Consider the following 14651-nt stretch of genomic DNA (forward strand, 5'->3'; position numbering starts at 1 on the left):
ACACTATGAAAATACATATATAGGTTTGCTGTTAATCTGTTGATAATGTATTTTCATAATGTATGGTAAGTTCAGAACCGCATTTTTACCATTTGTTTTTATCCCTTATTTAATGTCTGTTATCACAATTGATCGGAAAATCCTTCTCCTTTTTATCTAAAAAACTGATGGAAGGACAGCCAAAAGACTGTGCAATGAATCCGAAAATAACAGGAGGTTTTCCTTTAAAAAGATAGCCTGTATATTGGAATATATTAGCTTCATCAGCATCTATTCCATAAAGAGGAAGGAATTCCCCACCATCACTTTCTGCAAGGCTGAATGTTTTTTCAGCAATCTTTTCCTGATGATCATTAATGACCGCAAGTCTGCGTTCCACAGTATTTCCTTCTTCAAGATAATCCTGCAGATAATAGGTCATGTTTTCATACTTCGCCTGGTAGGTATTTCCCTGAGTAAGTTTTGAATGGCTAAAGTATTTTTTTGAAACATCAGTACCGGCTTTTTGCCATTTTACAGCCTTCATTTTATTCGCTACGAAAGGATTTTTATTCCCAAAGTAAGCGATAGCATTGATGTACCGGTCGTACTCTGTTGTTTTTTGGTGAGTGGCTACCTGGAACCCCATCATATAAGAATCCGGATCCAAATCTTCACTGTCTGAATAAGGGCTTAAATAGGCCACCGCCTTTAATTGGCTTACCGGCATTCTCTGAAGTTTATTAGACCAATACTCAAAAATATAAAGGGAATCATTTTCTGTAAGATGAATCCCGTTGAGCAGTTTTTTCCTGCTGGAAGCATCCAGCTCAAAATGCCGGAGTTCTTCATAAGTCATCTGCTTATGGTTTTTTATAATGCTTTCAGGAACAGGCTGAACTCCTTTATAAATATCCGAGACCGAAATGAAAATATCGATATCAGAATCTTTTTCAGCTGATGAAATGACAGAGAGATTAAAAATATTGAAATCCGAGTAATCTATTTTCTCTTCTGCTTTTGTCGTTTTTATAGTGTCATTGGTGATTTTTGTTTCTGTGGCAGCTGTTTTTTTCTCTTCTTTCTTGCAGCTTACAATAGCCAATGATAAAAATAAAAGAGCAGCAGCCGTTTTGGGTTTCATAATTTTTTTTAACATTAAAGTGTTTATCATTTTCTAATTCATTTTGTAATAAGGTTCTGAAAAATATTTGCTGGGTTTGATGTAAGCCGTTTTCCTGTCGGTATCAAATATCCATATAAACCTGCGGAGCATATCAGCACCGAGATAGCTTACATTTTGTGTTTTCAGCTCTCCTGAAAAGAATCCCACGGCAACATCTTTGAATACATTCTCTCCCAATTTAAAATAAGGGAGAACGGCCTGTTTGGTAGTTAAAGTTTTACCTTCAGAATTTTTCAGTGTTTTTTCTCCGGTTATTTTTAATATTTTATCAAGATGCTTTTCTTCTGCAAATTTATTACTATACAGAATCGCTCCGGAAAACCCGGATTGCAGTACAAAATAAGCTTCCTGCTGCTGTTTTCCATCAATAACATTATCTGCAGCAAGATAAAATCCGTCATGATCTAAGATAATACCGATGGGTTGGTAGCCACTCACATCCGGCATAGCATCATATATCACAAACTGATTGTTGTCATAATCAATTTTAAAGGCTTTGCCCTCAAAAATTCCGGTTCCGATCTTTCCGTCAGCTTCATGTCCGGTTAACTGATTGTCAAAAAAACGTGCATTTTTTTGTGTGATTTTTCCGATCTCAACTGTATTATGGTCGCTGAGTTCTTCCTTGTTGAAAATAATATGATCAGCTTTCCTTTTTCGTTCGGGGGAAAGCGAATAATCCTTCATCGCAATCTGAAACATCAGATCCAGAGAATCTTTTTTGTTGACAAGGGTTTTCACAATGATATTATTGTGTTTTGTAATCCGGAAGGGGATAGTCTGCTGCGCTTTCATTCCAAAAAATCCAGATGAAAGCAGTATAAAAAAGACTGTTCTTTTGAGCATTATGAGTGATTAGTGTTTTAAAACTTTAAAATTACCCATTATCTTTGGAAAAGCAAATAATAAAATGAAATGGTTGAAAAATTGCTTCAAAGCGGAATCCACTGGGAAAAGAAAGAATTCAGACGGAATGAGTTCCTGAAAATCTCAGGAAGTACAGACACCACTATTTATTTTATTGAAAGCGGAAGCGTGCGGATCTTTATGATGGATGAAAATGAGGAAAGGATTATTCGTTTCGGATATACCGGAAATATTATTGTCAGTCTGGATTCCTTTTTATCGGGTAAGCCTTCGGATCTTTATATTCAGGCGATTAAAAAGACAATGGTAAAAACAGCTTCAAAAAAGGATTTTTATGAGTTTATACAATCAGACGAAGAACATATGAAGTTCTGGATGAATATTCTGGAAGATCTCGTATTACAACAGCTGGAAAGAGAAAAAGATCTGCTCATCAATGCTCCGGGAGAGCGTTTTGAAAGAGTTTTGAAACGAAGCCCGAAACTGTTTCAGGAAGTACCCAATAAGTATATTGCCAATTACCTGAGAATGTCACCCGAAACTTTATCCAGACTCAAAAAATCTTGAGTTCAGTCAATATTTAAGAATTATAGGATCCGGATATTTGTATAAAAAAAGTCATGAAAATTTCAACCTCAGAATTATTGGATGAATTAAAAAACAGGACAAAAGAGCATTTAGAGTTTGCTGCAATGCTGTCTTTAAAACCGGAAGATGATCTCAATTTCAGAATTTCAGAAGACAGATGGAGTGCATTGGAATGTCTGGAACATCTCAACCGCTACGGAGCTTTTTATATTCCTGAAATCAACCGTAATATTAATTCAGCCGAAAAATTTTCACGATCTTATTTTAAACCCGGGATTCTTGGGAATTATTTTGCCAAAAGCATGCTTCCCAAAGAAAACCTGAATAAGATGAAAACACTTAAGGCAACGAATCCTATCCACAGCCAACTGGATAAAAGTACTATAGATATATTCATACAACAGCAGGGAAAATTGCTTGAACTATTAGAAGAAGCAAAGTTTATTGATTTGGAAAAAACAAAAACAGGTATCAGTATTTCAAAGCTGATTAAACTGAAACTGGGAGATACTTTTCGTTTTGTTATTTATCATAATGCAAGGCATATTGAACAGATAAAAAGAATTTTAATGCATAAAAAAGAAGAAACAATCTCCCAAAAAGCTTAATTTTAAGCTGATGGAAATTATATCTCAAAAAAACATATCAACCCCGCTGGGAGAAATGATTGCCTGTGCTGTAGATCAGGGGATCTGCCTGCTTGAATTTACAGACCGGAAGAATATGGATAAGCAGCTAAAATCTTTATCAAAGGCTTTGAAAGCAGATGTCATAGAAAAAGATCATCCTCATTTCGAACAGCTGGAGGAAGAGCTGAAAGAATATTTTGCAGGAAAAAGAAGCCATTTTGAAGTGCCATTGTTTACGACAGGAACAGCATTTCAGGAAAAAGTATGGCAGCTTTTGCGTGAGATTCCAATGGGAGAAATACGAACCTACAAACAACAATCAGAACTATTGGGAAATCCCAGGGCGATACGTGCTGTAGGAACAGCGAACGGAATCAATAAAATTGCGATTTTAATTCCCTGCCACCGTGTAATAGGTTCTAACGGGGAATTGGTAGGCTATGCCGGAGGAATCTGGAGAAAGCAGAAGCTGCTGGAACTTGAAAAAGCCATCTTATTTTAGAAGATTATTGAAAAAATAGATGTTCATTTTTCGGTTGTATAGCACTCGATAATCTTTCTACTTTTGAATAAAAAAATTATGAGCAGTTTTAAACAGTTACATCATGGTGAAGAGCCATTGCTTTTGGGTAATGTATGGAATGTAGAAAGTGCAAGAGTATACGAAAAACTAGGGTATAAAGCATTAGCAACCTCAAGTTCGGCAGTTGCATTGAGTTTGGGATATGAGGACGGGGAGCAGATGAGCTTCGAAGAATACTTTTATATTATCAAAAGGATTAAAGCTTCAGTTTCAACTCCTCTTTCTGTAGATCTGGAATCCGGGTATGGCAGTGACATTGATACCATTGTCTCCAATATTCTGAAACTGATTGAAATCGGAGTATCGGGAATTAATATTGAAGATAGTTATGTGACAGGCAGGACAAGAAAACTGATGGACAGAAATGTCTTCCATGAAAAGCTTAAAGATATTTTTATCAAATTAGGAGAGAACAGAGATCAAATATTTATCAATGTGCGTACAGATCCTTTTTTACTGAAGATGGAGAACGCGCTGGAAGAAACCCTGGAGAGAATTAAACTCTTTGAAGAACTTAAAGCTGATGGTGTTTTCGTTCCAGGAATGACTTCTGAAAATGCTATCAGAACCATTACAGAAGCTACTTATCTTCCCGTGAATGTGATGTGCCTTCCTGATTTGCCGGATTTTGACACGCTTAAAAAATCAGGTGTTAAAAGGATTACTTCAGGTGCTTTTATGTACAGACATATATACAGAGAGCTGGAGAAAGCGGGACAGACGATTACAGATGAAAAAAGTTTTTCAAAGCTTTTTATTTAATCATGGAACTTACAGAAAAAATCATGTACGAGGCATCTTATATGAAAGATGTTTCATTTGAAGGGATATTCTGGATGGGGGTAAAAACCACGGGAATATTCTGCAGACCTACTTGTACGGCCAGGAAACCCAAATTTGAAAATGTAGAGTTTTTTTCCAGTACCAAAGATGCAATACTGAAAGGCTACCGTCCCTGCAAGGTATGCAGGCCCCTTGAAAATCTCAATGCCACCCCACCATACATTAAAAAACTGCTTAAAGAAATTGCGGATGATCCGATATTGAAAATCAGAGATTATGACCTTGTGAAAAGAGGAATGGAACCGGCGGCTATTCGCAGATGGTTTCTGAAACATCATGGAATAACTTTTCATGCTTTTCAGAGAATGTCAAAGCTCAATACAGCATTTAAAAAACTTCAGCAGGGAGAATCGGTTACAGAGGTAGCCTTTGACATGGGATATGAAAGTCTGAGCGGCTTTAATGAGAGCTTTAAAAATATTTTTGGAGCATCACCTAAGAATAATACTATGGAAAAGATCATTGATCTGAAGAGAATAGAAACCATGCTGGGAACCATGATAGCCTGTGCTGATGAAAACGGAATCTGTCTGCTGGAGTTTTCAGACAGAAAAGCACTTCCGACAGAGCTGAAAAGTATCTCGGAATATTTTAAAGCAAATATTATACAAGGTGAAAATCCTCATTTTGATACCCTGGAAAAACAGCTTTCTGAATATTTCGAAGGAAAAAGGACCGTATTTACAGTTCCTCTTTCTCCTGTAGGAACAGCTTTTCAGAAAGAAGTCTGGAACATTTTGCAGGAGATTCCCTACGGCACAACCATGAGTTATCAGGAACAGGCTGATATCCTGGGAAGTCCTGAATCTGTGAGAGCAGTAGCCAATGCAAATGGTTTAAATAAAATATCCATTATAATACCATGTCACCGTGTGATTGGCAGTAACGGTCATCTAACCGGATATGGCGGAGGAATCTGGAGGAAACAAAAATTACTGGAGCTGGAAAAGGCTATTTTGTTTTAATATCTAAAGCCATAACGTTATAGAATAATATCGGTAAAGTGAAAATTATTGGAACAGGGGAAAGCTATTTTGTTTTGATTTTTGTAATTTTAAACAAAAATTTACACGTGAAAAATTTAATAATAGCAGTTTGCATTTCAGTTTCAGCATTCAGTTTTGCGCAGGATTATTCTGTGCCGGCGGCAAGTCCGCGTCAGAGAGTAGAGCAGCAGTTTTCTATGTCTAAAATCACCATTGATTATGGAAGACCGGGAGTGAAAGGGCGTAAAATCTTCGGAGAACTGGTTCCTTATGGCCAGGTTTGGAGAGCTGGAGCAAACTCTTCTACAAAAATTACTTTCGGACAGGCCGTTAGTTTCGGAGGGAAGATAGTTCCTGCGGGGACATATGGACTATTCATCGTTCCTGCAGAAAAAGAGTGGAAAGTAATTCTGAACAAAGACTTCCAGCAATGGGGTGCTTATACTTACGATCCGAAACAGGACGTAGTAGACGTTACGGTACCGGTAAATACATTGGCAGACAAGCAGGAATGGTTTGAAATAACCCTGAATCCCACAGACGAAAATTCTGGAAACCTGGTGATCAAATGGGATATGGCTCAGGCAGAAGTTCCTTTGAAACCATCAAAATTAGACACTGTAATCAAGATTTCTGACAAACTGAAAGAAATCAAGAAAATAGAATCAGATTCTGCTAAAAAAAGCTAAACAATGAATTTTTCTGTTCAGCCTGTTTTAGAGAATGAAGAATTTCAATTAATCCCCTTACAGCAAGGGGATTTTGAATCTTTATATGAAGTGGCTTCCGATCCTGAAGTCTGGGAACAGCACCCGAATAAGGACCGTTATAAGAAAGAGGTTTTTGAAAACTTTTTTAAAGGAGCTATGGAGAGCAAAGGAGCTTTCAAAATTATTGAGAAAGCGACCGGAGATGTATTGGGAAGCACCCGTTATTATGATTTTGATGAAAAAGACAGCCATATTTTTATCGGGTATACTTTTTATGGAACAAAGTCATGGGGAAAAGGAATCAATCCGCAGGTTAAAAAGCTGATGCTGGATTATATCTTTCAGTTTGTAGATAAAGCTCATTTCCATGTCGGAAAAGAGAATTTCCGTTCTCAAAAGGCTTTGGAGAGACTTGGCGGTCAAAAAATAGCTGAAGAAGAAGTCGCTTATTTTGCGGAACCTACAAGAACCAATTTTGTTTATGAAATCAAAAAAGAAGACTGGATATGAAAAAATATAAAATCCAACAATCTCCATTTATAGTGCCTACCACAGATGGAAAACTGATTGAAGAGCACTGGGGAAATTCTACCGGAAACTCCAATGTTTCGATCGCTCATATGGTCGCTCCTCCTGATTGGAGTGAGCCTCATCAGACACCCGAATTTGATGAATTTACATATATCATTTCCGGGAAAAAGCAATTTGAAATCGACGGTGAGATCGTTACACTGGAAAAAGGTCAGAGTATTCTTATTGAAAAAGGAGCGAGAATCCGTTACAGTAACCCGTTTTCAGAACCCTGCGAATATCTTGCGATCTGTCTTCCTGCATTTTCTATGGAGCTGGTGCACAGGGAAGAGGAAGGAGTGGACTAAGAATCGGTTGAAAAATATATAAAAGCAAATCTACACCCCAGTAGATTTGCTTTTTTCTTACCATACATTATTATTTCATTCTTTTAATAATTCGAAGAAACTCATCTTTTTTTCTCTGAGATACCTGTAAAGAAGTTTCATCACTCATGATGATATAACCACCACGGCCGCGGATGTATTTTTCAACATGCTGAAGGTTAATAAGGTGCTGATGATGAATACGGACAAAACCCTGATCTTTCAGTGTTTCTTCAAAGTAGGCCAAGGTATGGGATATCATCATTTTTTTTCCTCCTTTGAAAAAGATGGAAGTATAATTATCATCAGCCTGGAGACGTACAATATCCATCGTATGAACATATACAAGACCCTCGAGAGTAGGAAGTGCAATTTTGGTCTGTTCAGCCGGAGTTTTAATATGCTGAAGCAGGGCTGATAATTGTTGTATTTTGTTTTTGTCCTCCAAAAGTTTGGCTACCCTATTGACCGTAATGATGAGCTCATGGATCACAATAGGCTTGAGAAGATAATCTACTGCATGATGTTTAAATGCCTGTACAGCATACTGATCATAAGCTGTAACAAATACTGTATAAAAATGAATATCAGATATCTTTTCAAATAGTTTAAAGCCGTTTTCAACAGGCATATTGACATCCAGAAAGACCAGTTCAGGTGAGAGCTCTCTGATGGCTTCAGCAGCTTCGTTTACAGAGCCTGCTTCTCCAACGATTTCAACATCGGGGCAATATTTAGATAAGAATCGGAGAAGCGTTTCACGGGATTCCTGTTCATCATCTACAACAATAGATCTTATTCTGCTCATAGAAAAGGTGTGTTTTTAATGGTTATTCTGACTATGGTACCCTGTATTGCAGGGTTTATCTTTTTTTTATCAGTGATTTCTGTCGAAATAGATGTTCCATAGAGTTCATTGATGGCAGAAATCCTTCCTGAGGTAATTTTCAGTCCCATAGATTTGTAATCGTCCGGCCTGCTGTCAAACTCACGGGCTTTTTCAAATCCCACTCCGTTATCTTCCACAATGCAAATGATAGAGTCTTCACTCCGGCTGCAGGATATTCTGAGAATTCCTCCTGTTTTCAAATGTCTCAAGCCATGGCTGATAGAGTTTTCAGTATAGGTCTGAAGAAGCATAGTAGGAATTTTTATTTGTTCTAATCCCGGTTCTACAGAAATCTCATAGGTAAAATGATTTTTAAAACGCATTTGCTCCAGCTCGATATATGTTTTCAGCATGCCCATTTCTTTTTCTATGGTATTCCAATGTTCTTTGGAATGGGTGAGGGTCTTTCGTATCAGGTCTGAAAAAGCGGCCATATAATAATTGGCGTTTAATTCATCTTCTTTCCCATAATAATTCTGGATGGCATTCAGAACATTGAAAATAAAATGAGGATTGATCTGAGCGCGGAGCGCCTGCATTTCCAGTTCGGCGATCATCTTTTTTCTCTCGGTTTTCTCAGCCTCTTTTTTGCGGATAATATTGATACGATGTCTGTATATTATGATGATAAAAACCAGCAATAGCAGAAATATTCCTCCTATAAACCAAAGTTCTTCCCAAAATGGAGGCTTTACAACAATGGCAAGCACAGCGGGAGCTTTATTCCAGATATTATTTTTTCCGGAAGCCCAGATCTTCAGATGATAATTACCGGGTCTCAGAGCTCCGAGGGTTAATGTGCTTTCTTCTGTAATCACCGTATCATTCTCCGCTCCGGACAGAAGATATTTGTATTTAATATCCTTTTCATCCAGATAAGAAATAGCAGTATAGGAGATTTGAGCATTATTCTGGTTGTATTTGAGACTGATCTGCTTTGGATAATAGACAATACTGTCTTTAAAAACGGCTTTCAGAAAATACACTTTGTAAGGCTGACTTTTACTGACCTGATCCTGATCGATCATAATAATTCCATTCGATGTGGCAAGAAAAGCCTTTCCTTCCCCGAATGTAATGTTATTGATCATATGACTCGGAACTCCGTCAGCTGCCGAAAAGTGATAAATAGAGTAGTGCATCCGGTCATCAAAAGTGATCCTTGATAGGCCTTTGTCCGTATTAACCCATAATCTTTCCTTCTCGTCTACATAAGCTTTTTCGCAGATATTACTGATGAGCCCATTGGTCTTATTTAGCTTAATTATTTTCTGGCCATCACGAATAAAAATACCATCAGAATGAGTACTGATAACAAGTTTGCCTTTCAGGAAATTCAGCGACGTTATCCGGTTCTTGCCTAAAGATGGATCGTGAATGAATTTTTTTAAAGTTGAATTATAATAAAATAAACCCTGTACTGTCCCTAGCCAGTAGATTCCTTTTTCGTCAATAGCGGTTGCCGGAGCAGCTATGGTGGTGGTCGTCAGTTCCGGCAGTTTGGTAAATTTCTTTTCTTCGAGATCATAAATAAGCTGATTCCTTTTTTCATTGCTGGTTTGACTTACCAGTACAGTGTTATTTCTGATAGATGCTGATTTTTGAGAAAATTCCAGAAGTTTTGTGTATTGATTTCCGGTCAGGTTGCATTGGTATAAACCTTTGTCTGTTCCGACAAAAAATGCATCATTATCAATAGGTAAAAAATACCGTAGTCTGTTCCATTGTCCATCACCCAGTGTATATAAAGGTTTGAAGCTGTTTTTATCCCTGATCATAATAGCACTGTTGCTATATCCTGCCAAAAGTTTTCCTCCCGGCAAATATTTTACAGTGAGAACATTATTATCTATAAGCCCGTCAGCTGTTGTATATACAAGGGTTTTATTGGCTGGCTGCATATAGACCCCTTCATTGGTTGGATACCAGCTATTACCCTGTCTGTCTATGAAACTGCTGTAGCTTACAATGCCTTTCACGGCAATATAATATGGATTTTGACCTGCCGGTCGATCAGGATCGTATTCCAGAATTCCACTTGTTGTACAGCTCCATATTTTACCATTTTTGCCTATCGTAAGATCAAGAATGTTGCTGGGCATTTCAATTTTTTTGACTACCGGTTTATTTCCCTTAAATACAACATCATACAAGATATTAAGATACCTTGTATAAAGATGACCTTTGAAATAGAAACATGTTCTTACTGCTTTTTCTTTGAATGTATGAATGGTTGTTGATCCCGGATAATTCTTCCTTATGATTCTCTTTTCTGAAACATAGTAATCTTTCCCCTGATCAGAAAAATGTAAGTAAGGAGATTGTGCAGTGCTGTCTTTGGGGTTGGAAATGCTATTTTTACCTATTATATATTTCTTATGCTGATCAGAATAAAGATCCCATCTTGGAGCAATATCATAAAAGCTGATTCTTCTTTTTTCCAGGAGACGGCACAGTTTATCATTCTGTGCAGAATATACTTTTCCATTATAAATATAGGTTGGGCTTCCGTTATAGGTGCTTACCCATAATCTCTGCCAGGAATCCTCCCACGCCCGAAAAGTTTCATTATCCGGAAGACCATGATTACTGGTAATGGTCTCAAAATGATGCCCGTCAAATCTGGAAATGCCCCAGCTGGTACAGAACCAGATAAATCCTTTGCTGTCCTGATACACGGAGTATACCGTATTACTGGGCAGTCCGTCACTTAAACTATAATGACGAAGTTGCGGCTTCTGACTGTACATCAGGAGGCTATGAAGCAACAGGAATAATATGAGACGGTAATGATACATAGTTTTCAGGCTAATATAGAAAAATCTCCAGAATGAGAAATACCTCGATGTGTCATATTTACAGCTCTTTTTCTCATTAAAAAGATCAAAATACTCGCTTAGGTTTATATCCTGCTCACTTGCTCATTAGTCCTTTTTTTTCCATTAAAAAATAGACAACTTGTACCTGTTTATCGGTAACGGCGTCCCGTGATAATAAAGAACGCCATCACAAAAATATTATCTTATGAAAAAAACTTTAACAGAGATCTTGAGATCATCAGAATCATTTTTAGGAGGACGAAAAGGTGGTCTTCTTCTTACAGTGGCTGTATTTTGCAGCACATTTTTAAGCGCACAGTTTGTTCCCATCGAGCCATCTGGTACAAAAGTAACAATAACCAGACAGACTGTGGGGTCTACCGTACCCGGACATGTACCTTCACCTGCATTATTGGAAATTAAGTCAGGTTCACTAAAAGAATCTTTTTCGTTTTCTCAAAATAAAGTTCTAGGTGCAGATCCAAAGTATATTTACACATTTCCAGAATTATTTTCTGTTGTTGGGCAACCTCCTGTAATCCGAACATTTAAAGTTTCTTTTTCTAATCCAGGACTGGCTAGTCTTTATTATCCAGTTCCAACGGCCATTGGAGGTTCTACAACCATTATTCCCGGGTGTTGGACGCCTGAGATGGATCGCGGATTATTTTATTATATAGGACAGACTGGAAGCTACGGATATGGAGTAACTCTTACCCGGACTGCTTCTACAGAATATCTTCTTCAGTGTACCAAATTTCTTTGCCACATCTGTGATCCTTGTCCGCCTATAATTCCAACAGTAAGTAAATCAGCTAATACCAATCAGAGCAAAACGAAAATTTATCCAAATCCAACCAGTGGATTTTCAGAGCTTGAGTACACTGCTTCAGGAAGAGAAACGATTACTGTAATGGTTACAGATATTGCAGGTAAAACTTTATATGGATATAAGACAGATATTGAGTCAGGAGTTAATAAACTGCCTATAGATCTTCAAAAAGGATTGTCGGGAACTTACTATGTGAACTGGCAATCCAGTAGCGGAAATGCCGGTTCTTTACCCATCATAAAAAAATAATCTTGTGGATAAAAACTAATATTGATGAGAAAAGCGCACCTTGGTGCGCTTTTGCTATTTTGATCATTCAGAGGGATGAGCTGAAACTATTTCAGAATTTCCTTTAAAAACATAAGGGTATGATTCCATGCTCTTTTGGCCATGGTTTCATTGTAATCCGGTGATTTCGGATCTGTAAAGGTGTGTTTTGAATGGGCGTAGGTAATAATCTGCCAGTCGGCATTTCCTTCATTCATCTCTTTGATGAGATTATTGTAATCATCAGGAGTTACGCTTTTATCATCAGCCGGATTTTCAACCAGGATTTTAGCGGTTAAGGCTTCATTTTTTCTGCTTTGGTCTTTGGCCAGACTTCCGTGAATGGAAACCACACCGGCAACAGGTAAATGTCCTCTTGCAGATTCCAGAGCCCCGGTACCTCCGAAACAATATCCGATGACAGCTACCTTGTCAGAAATAGCTCCGTTTTTCTTCAGCTGCTCCAATGCCAACGATATCCTTTTCTGGTATTCCTGATAATTCTGTTTGTAATATCCGGAAGTTTTAGCAGCAGATTCATTGTCTGCAGGAATTTTTCCCTCACCATAAATATCAGCAATAAAAGCAATATAGCCTTGCTTTTCAAGTTCAATAGCTGCTGTTTTAGCTTCTTCGTCAATACCTTTCCAGGCTGGAAGAATCAGAACTCCCGGAAGTTTTTTTCCAGCATTGGAGGTAATGAGGCCATTTAATTTCTGTGAACCGTCCTGGTAGGAAACAGGTTTAAGTTTTTGACTGAAAAGGGATCCAGAAGCCATAATCATTGCGGTTAATAAGATGGAACGTATCATATTTTGTAATTTATATTCATATAAGCTACACTAATCCTTTTTCACCAATACACAGCATAACAATTGTTGTGATTCATGTAGAAGTTTGTGATATTAGTGTCTAGAAAAACCTTATCGAAATTAATAAAAATAACTCAGAAAGAATATGAATAGAATATTATTTAAATTCTTTTTTTAATTCTGTTCTTATCTCAGTTTGGTCTGTAAAACTGATACTGCCCTTCTTCATAATAGGCATTGATATGCTGAAGTCCATTGGTCAGGATGATTTCCTTTGCTCCGATAATAGAATTATACCTGGCAGTCTGTTCAAATGTTTTTTCCGTTAATTTTATTTGTGGAGCCTTGCATTCAATCAGAATTACAGGTTCTGTTTTTTCAGTGATAAGAAGATCTATACGTTTGGTAAGACCGTTCAGAATGATTTTTTTTTCAGTAATCAGGGCTGATGTAGAATACGATTTTACAGTCAGGTAATAATGAATCCAGTGCTGTCTGACCCATTCCTCAGGAGTGAGCAGAAGATAAGTTTTGCGAACCAAATCATAAATAAAAAACTTATCTTTGTCTTTCTTGAATTTAAAATCAAAAGTTTCCTGAAAATTCAGTTTTGGAAGTTCCATTAATAAGATGAAAGAATTAGATTTAATCCTCAAAAATATTAAAAATAAAGAAGTTTTACCGATTTATTTTTTCCACGGAGAAGAACCCTACTTTATTGATGTTGCAGTAAAAGCCCTTGAACACAACTTTTTGGAAGAAGATGAAAAAGCTTTCAACCAAACGGTTACTTACGGAAAAGATACTACCTATCAGGAAGTCCTTTCTCTGGCAAGACAGTTTCCGATGATGGGAGATAAGCAGGTGATTATCGTGAAAGAAGCTCAGGATTTAAGATTCAATGAAGAGGAAAACAGAATTCTGGAATCGTATGTAGACAATCCGGTACCTTCTACAGTACTGGTTTTCGCACACAAACATAAGAAGCTGGACAGCAGAAAGAAGGCTGCCAAAGCTCTGGATAAAGCTAAAATGCTTTTTCTGAGCGAATCTGTAAAGGAAAATAATCTGCCCAAATGGATTTCGGATGAATGTGTAAAGCTTAAAATCAATACTGCTCCCAACATTTCCCATCTTCTGGCAGAATATCTTGGAAACGATCTGTCCAGAATTGCCAATGAGCTGAACAAGCTGAAGATGATCCTTAAAGAAGGAGAAATTCTTGACGGTACCATTGTTGAAAATCATATTGGCATCAGTAAGGAGTATAATATCTTTGAACTTCAGAAGGCTCTCGGGACAAAAAATGCCAATGCAGCTTTTAAAATTGCCCATTTCATGGGAAAAAACCCGAAGAATAATCCCTTTGTCATGATGCTGGCAAGTCTTTACAATTATTTTTCAAATGTGATTATCTATCAGACCATGGCAGGTCAGTCGCCGCAGACAATTGCCTCGCAAATGGGCGTAAATCCTTATTTTATCAAAGATTATGCTGAAAGTGCCAGACTTTATCCCTTAAAACATGCTACAAGAGTGATTTCCATTTTACGCGAATTCGATATGAAAGGAAAAGGGCTGGGGGCAGTGAATATGGGAGAAGCCGAACTGATCATAGAACTTGTGTACAAGATCATCAATGTAGATAAGATTAAGATGAAAGTGTAGTGAGGGAGATGATAGATGATAGATGATAGACGGAGAGATAATAGATAAAGAACAGGTGTTTTTAAACCCGTACCCTGCATTGACTCTTGACTCCAGC

Annotated in this window: 16 protein-coding genes; 10 read left to right on the plus strand and 6 right to left on the minus strand. The window is 37.5% G+C overall.

Annotation, left to right across the window (positions count from 1 at the left end):
- Window positions 1-109: 109 nt before the first annotated feature.
- Both CRS_RS00405 and CRS_RS00410 read right to left on the minus strand, forming a co-directional pair.
- A complete protein-coding gene (locus tag CRS_RS00405) occupies window positions 110-1123 on the minus strand; it encodes a hypothetical protein (protein ID WP_142722126.1) in 1014 nt (337 codons plus the stop codon).
- Between the two features lie 33 nt (window positions 1124-1156).
- Complete coding sequence (locus CRS_RS00410; RefSeq protein ID WP_142722127.1) at window positions 1157-2011, minus strand: hypothetical protein; 855 nt, start codon at window positions 2009-2011, stop codon at window positions 1157-1159.
- Window positions 2012-2080: 69 nt separating this feature from the next.
- On the opposite strand from CRS_RS00410, the gene CRS_RS00415 reads away from it, so the two are divergent.
- From CRS_RS00415 to CRS_RS00450, 8 genes are all read left to right on the plus strand, one after another.
- Window positions 2081-2599 carry a Crp/Fnr family transcriptional regulator gene (locus tag CRS_RS00415; RefSeq protein WP_142722128.1) on the plus strand — a complete coding sequence of 173 codons (519 nt, stop codon included), beginning with the start codon at window positions 2081-2083 and terminating at the stop codon, window positions 2597-2599.
- 53 nt (window positions 2600-2652) lie between these two features.
- Window positions 2653-3228, plus strand: a complete 576-nt coding sequence (locus tag CRS_RS00420) for a DinB family protein (RefSeq protein ID WP_142722129.1) — start codon at window positions 2653-2655, stop codon at window positions 3226-3228.
- A 10-nt stretch (window positions 3229-3238) separates the two neighbouring features.
- Window positions 3239-3751, plus strand: coding sequence for a methylated-DNA--[protein]-cysteine S-methyltransferase (locus tag CRS_RS00425; protein WP_142722130.1), 513 nt, complete (start codon window positions 3239-3241; stop codon window positions 3749-3751).
- 78 nt (window positions 3752-3829) lie between these two features.
- A complete protein-coding gene (locus CRS_RS00430) occupies window positions 3830-4594 on the plus strand; it encodes an isocitrate lyase/phosphoenolpyruvate mutase family protein (RefSeq protein ID WP_142722131.1) in 765 nt (254 codons plus the stop codon).
- A 2-nt stretch (window positions 4595-4596) separates the two neighbouring features.
- Window positions 4597-5640: a bifunctional transcriptional activator/DNA repair enzyme AdaA gene (locus CRS_RS24770; RefSeq protein ID WP_142722132.1), complete on the plus strand. Its 1044-nt coding sequence runs from the start codon at window positions 4597-4599 to the stop codon at window positions 5638-5640.
- Between the two features lie 107 nt (window positions 5641-5747).
- Entirely contained in the window at window positions 5748-6350 is a 603-nt protein-coding gene (locus CRS_RS00440; RefSeq protein WP_142722133.1) for a DUF2911 domain-containing protein, read from the plus strand.
- A 3-nt stretch (window positions 6351-6353) separates the two neighbouring features.
- Window positions 6354-6881, plus strand: a complete 528-nt coding sequence (locus CRS_RS00445) for a GNAT family N-acetyltransferase (protein WP_142722134.1) — start codon at window positions 6354-6356, stop codon at window positions 6879-6881.
- Window positions 6878-7249, plus strand: a complete 372-nt coding sequence (locus tag CRS_RS00450) for a cupin domain-containing protein (RefSeq protein WP_002980258.1) — start codon at window positions 6878-6880, stop codon at window positions 7247-7249. Before CRS_RS00445 ends, CRS_RS00450 begins: the two co-directional genes overlap by 4 nt.
- Before the next feature lie 70 nt (window positions 7250-7319).
- On the opposite strand, the gene CRS_RS00455 is transcribed toward CRS_RS00450, so the two are convergent.
- Window positions 7320-8075: a LytTR family DNA-binding domain-containing protein gene (locus CRS_RS00455; RefSeq protein WP_142722135.1), complete on the minus strand. Its 756-nt coding sequence runs from the start codon at window positions 8073-8075 to the stop codon at window positions 7320-7322.
- The gene (locus CRS_RS00460) at window positions 8072-10954 is read right to left on the minus strand and encodes a histidine kinase (RefSeq protein ID WP_142722136.1); all 2883 of its coding nucleotides are present in this window, start codon (window positions 10952-10954) and stop codon (window positions 8072-8074) included. Before CRS_RS00460 ends, CRS_RS00455 begins: the two co-directional genes overlap by 4 nt.
- A gap of 226 nt (window positions 10955-11180) precedes the next feature.
- On the opposite strand from CRS_RS00460, the gene CRS_RS00465 reads away from it, so the two are divergent.
- A complete protein-coding gene (locus CRS_RS00465) occupies window positions 11181-12056 on the plus strand; it encodes a T9SS type A sorting domain-containing protein (RefSeq protein WP_142722137.1) in 876 nt (291 codons plus the stop codon).
- 86 nt (window positions 12057-12142) lie between these two features.
- Here CRS_RS00465 and CRS_RS00470 read toward each other — a convergent pair whose 3' ends face one another.
- Window positions 12143-12886: a dienelactone hydrolase family protein gene (locus CRS_RS00470; protein WP_142722138.1), complete on the minus strand. Its 744-nt coding sequence runs from the start codon at window positions 12884-12886 to the stop codon at window positions 12143-12145.
- Between the two features lie 191 nt (window positions 12887-13077).
- Window positions 13078-13509 carry a type I restriction enzyme HsdR N-terminal domain-containing protein gene (locus CRS_RS00475; RefSeq protein ID WP_142722139.1) on the minus strand — a complete coding sequence of 144 codons (432 nt, stop codon included), beginning with the start codon at window positions 13507-13509 and terminating at the stop codon, window positions 13078-13080.
- 7 nt (window positions 13510-13516) lie between these two features.
- On the opposite strand from CRS_RS00475, the gene holA reads away from it, so the two are divergent.
- On the plus strand, window positions 13517-14554 hold the full coding sequence (gene holA / locus CRS_RS00480; RefSeq protein WP_142722140.1) for a DNA polymerase III subunit delta: 1038 nt from the start codon (window positions 13517-13519) through the stop codon (window positions 14552-14554).
- The last annotated feature ends 97 nt before the right edge of the window (window positions 14555-14651 follow it).

This window comes from Chryseobacterium sp. ON_d1, assembly GCF_006829085.1.
GTDB lineage: Bacteria > Bacteroidota > Bacteroidia > Flavobacteriales > Weeksellaceae > Chryseobacterium.

Bases quoted from the DNA above. Each gene is read 5' to 3' on its own strand.
- CRS_RS00425 (WP_142722130.1), top strand. From the start codon at position 3,239: ATGGAAATTATATCTCAAAAAAACATATCAACCCCGCTGGGAGAAATG.
- CRS_RS00410 (WP_142722127.1), bottom strand. From the start codon at position 2,011: ATGCTCAAAAGAACAGTCTTTTTTATACTGCTTTCATCTGGATTTTTT.
- CRS_RS00475 (WP_142722139.1), bottom strand. From the start codon at position 13,509: ATGGAACTTCCAAAACTGAATTTTCAGGAAACTTTTGATTTTAAATTC.
- CRS_RS00420 (WP_142722129.1), top strand. From the start codon at position 2,653: ATGAAAATTTCAACCTCAGAATTATTGGATGAATTAAAAAACAGGACA.
- CRS_RS00470 (WP_142722138.1), bottom strand. From the start codon at position 12,886: ATGATACGTTCCATCTTATTAACCGCAATGATTATGGCTTCTGGATCC.
- CRS_RS00450 (WP_002980258.1), top strand. From the start codon at position 6,878: ATGAAAAAATATAAAATCCAACAATCTCCATTTATAGTGCCTACCACA.
- CRS_RS00465 (WP_142722137.1), top strand. From the start codon at position 11,181: ATGAAAAAAACTTTAACAGAGATCTTGAGATCATCAGAATCATTTTTA.
- CRS_RS00460 (WP_142722136.1), bottom strand. From the start codon at position 10,954: ATGTATCATTACCGTCTCATATTATTCCTGTTGCTTCATAGCCTCCTG.
- CRS_RS00415 (WP_142722128.1), top strand. From the start codon at position 2,081: ATGGTTGAAAAATTGCTTCAAAGCGGAATCCACTGGGAAAAGAAAGAA.
- CRS_RS00430 (WP_142722131.1), top strand. From the start codon at position 3,830: ATGAGCAGTTTTAAACAGTTACATCATGGTGAAGAGCCATTGCTTTTG.
- CRS_RS24770 (WP_142722132.1), top strand. From the start codon at position 4,597: ATGGAACTTACAGAAAAAATCATGTACGAGGCATCTTATATGAAAGAT.
- CRS_RS00405 (WP_142722126.1), bottom strand. From the start codon at position 1,123: ATGAAACCCAAAACGGCTGCTGCTCTTTTATTTTTATCATTGGCTATT.
- CRS_RS00445 (WP_142722134.1), top strand. From the start codon at position 6,354: ATGAATTTTTCTGTTCAGCCTGTTTTAGAGAATGAAGAATTTCAATTA.
- CRS_RS00455 (WP_142722135.1), bottom strand. From the start codon at position 8,075: ATGAGCAGAATAAGATCTATTGTTGTAGATGATGAACAGGAATCCCGT.
- holA (WP_142722140.1), top strand. From the start codon at position 13,517: ATGAAAGAATTAGATTTAATCCTCAAAAATATTAAAAATAAAGAAGTT.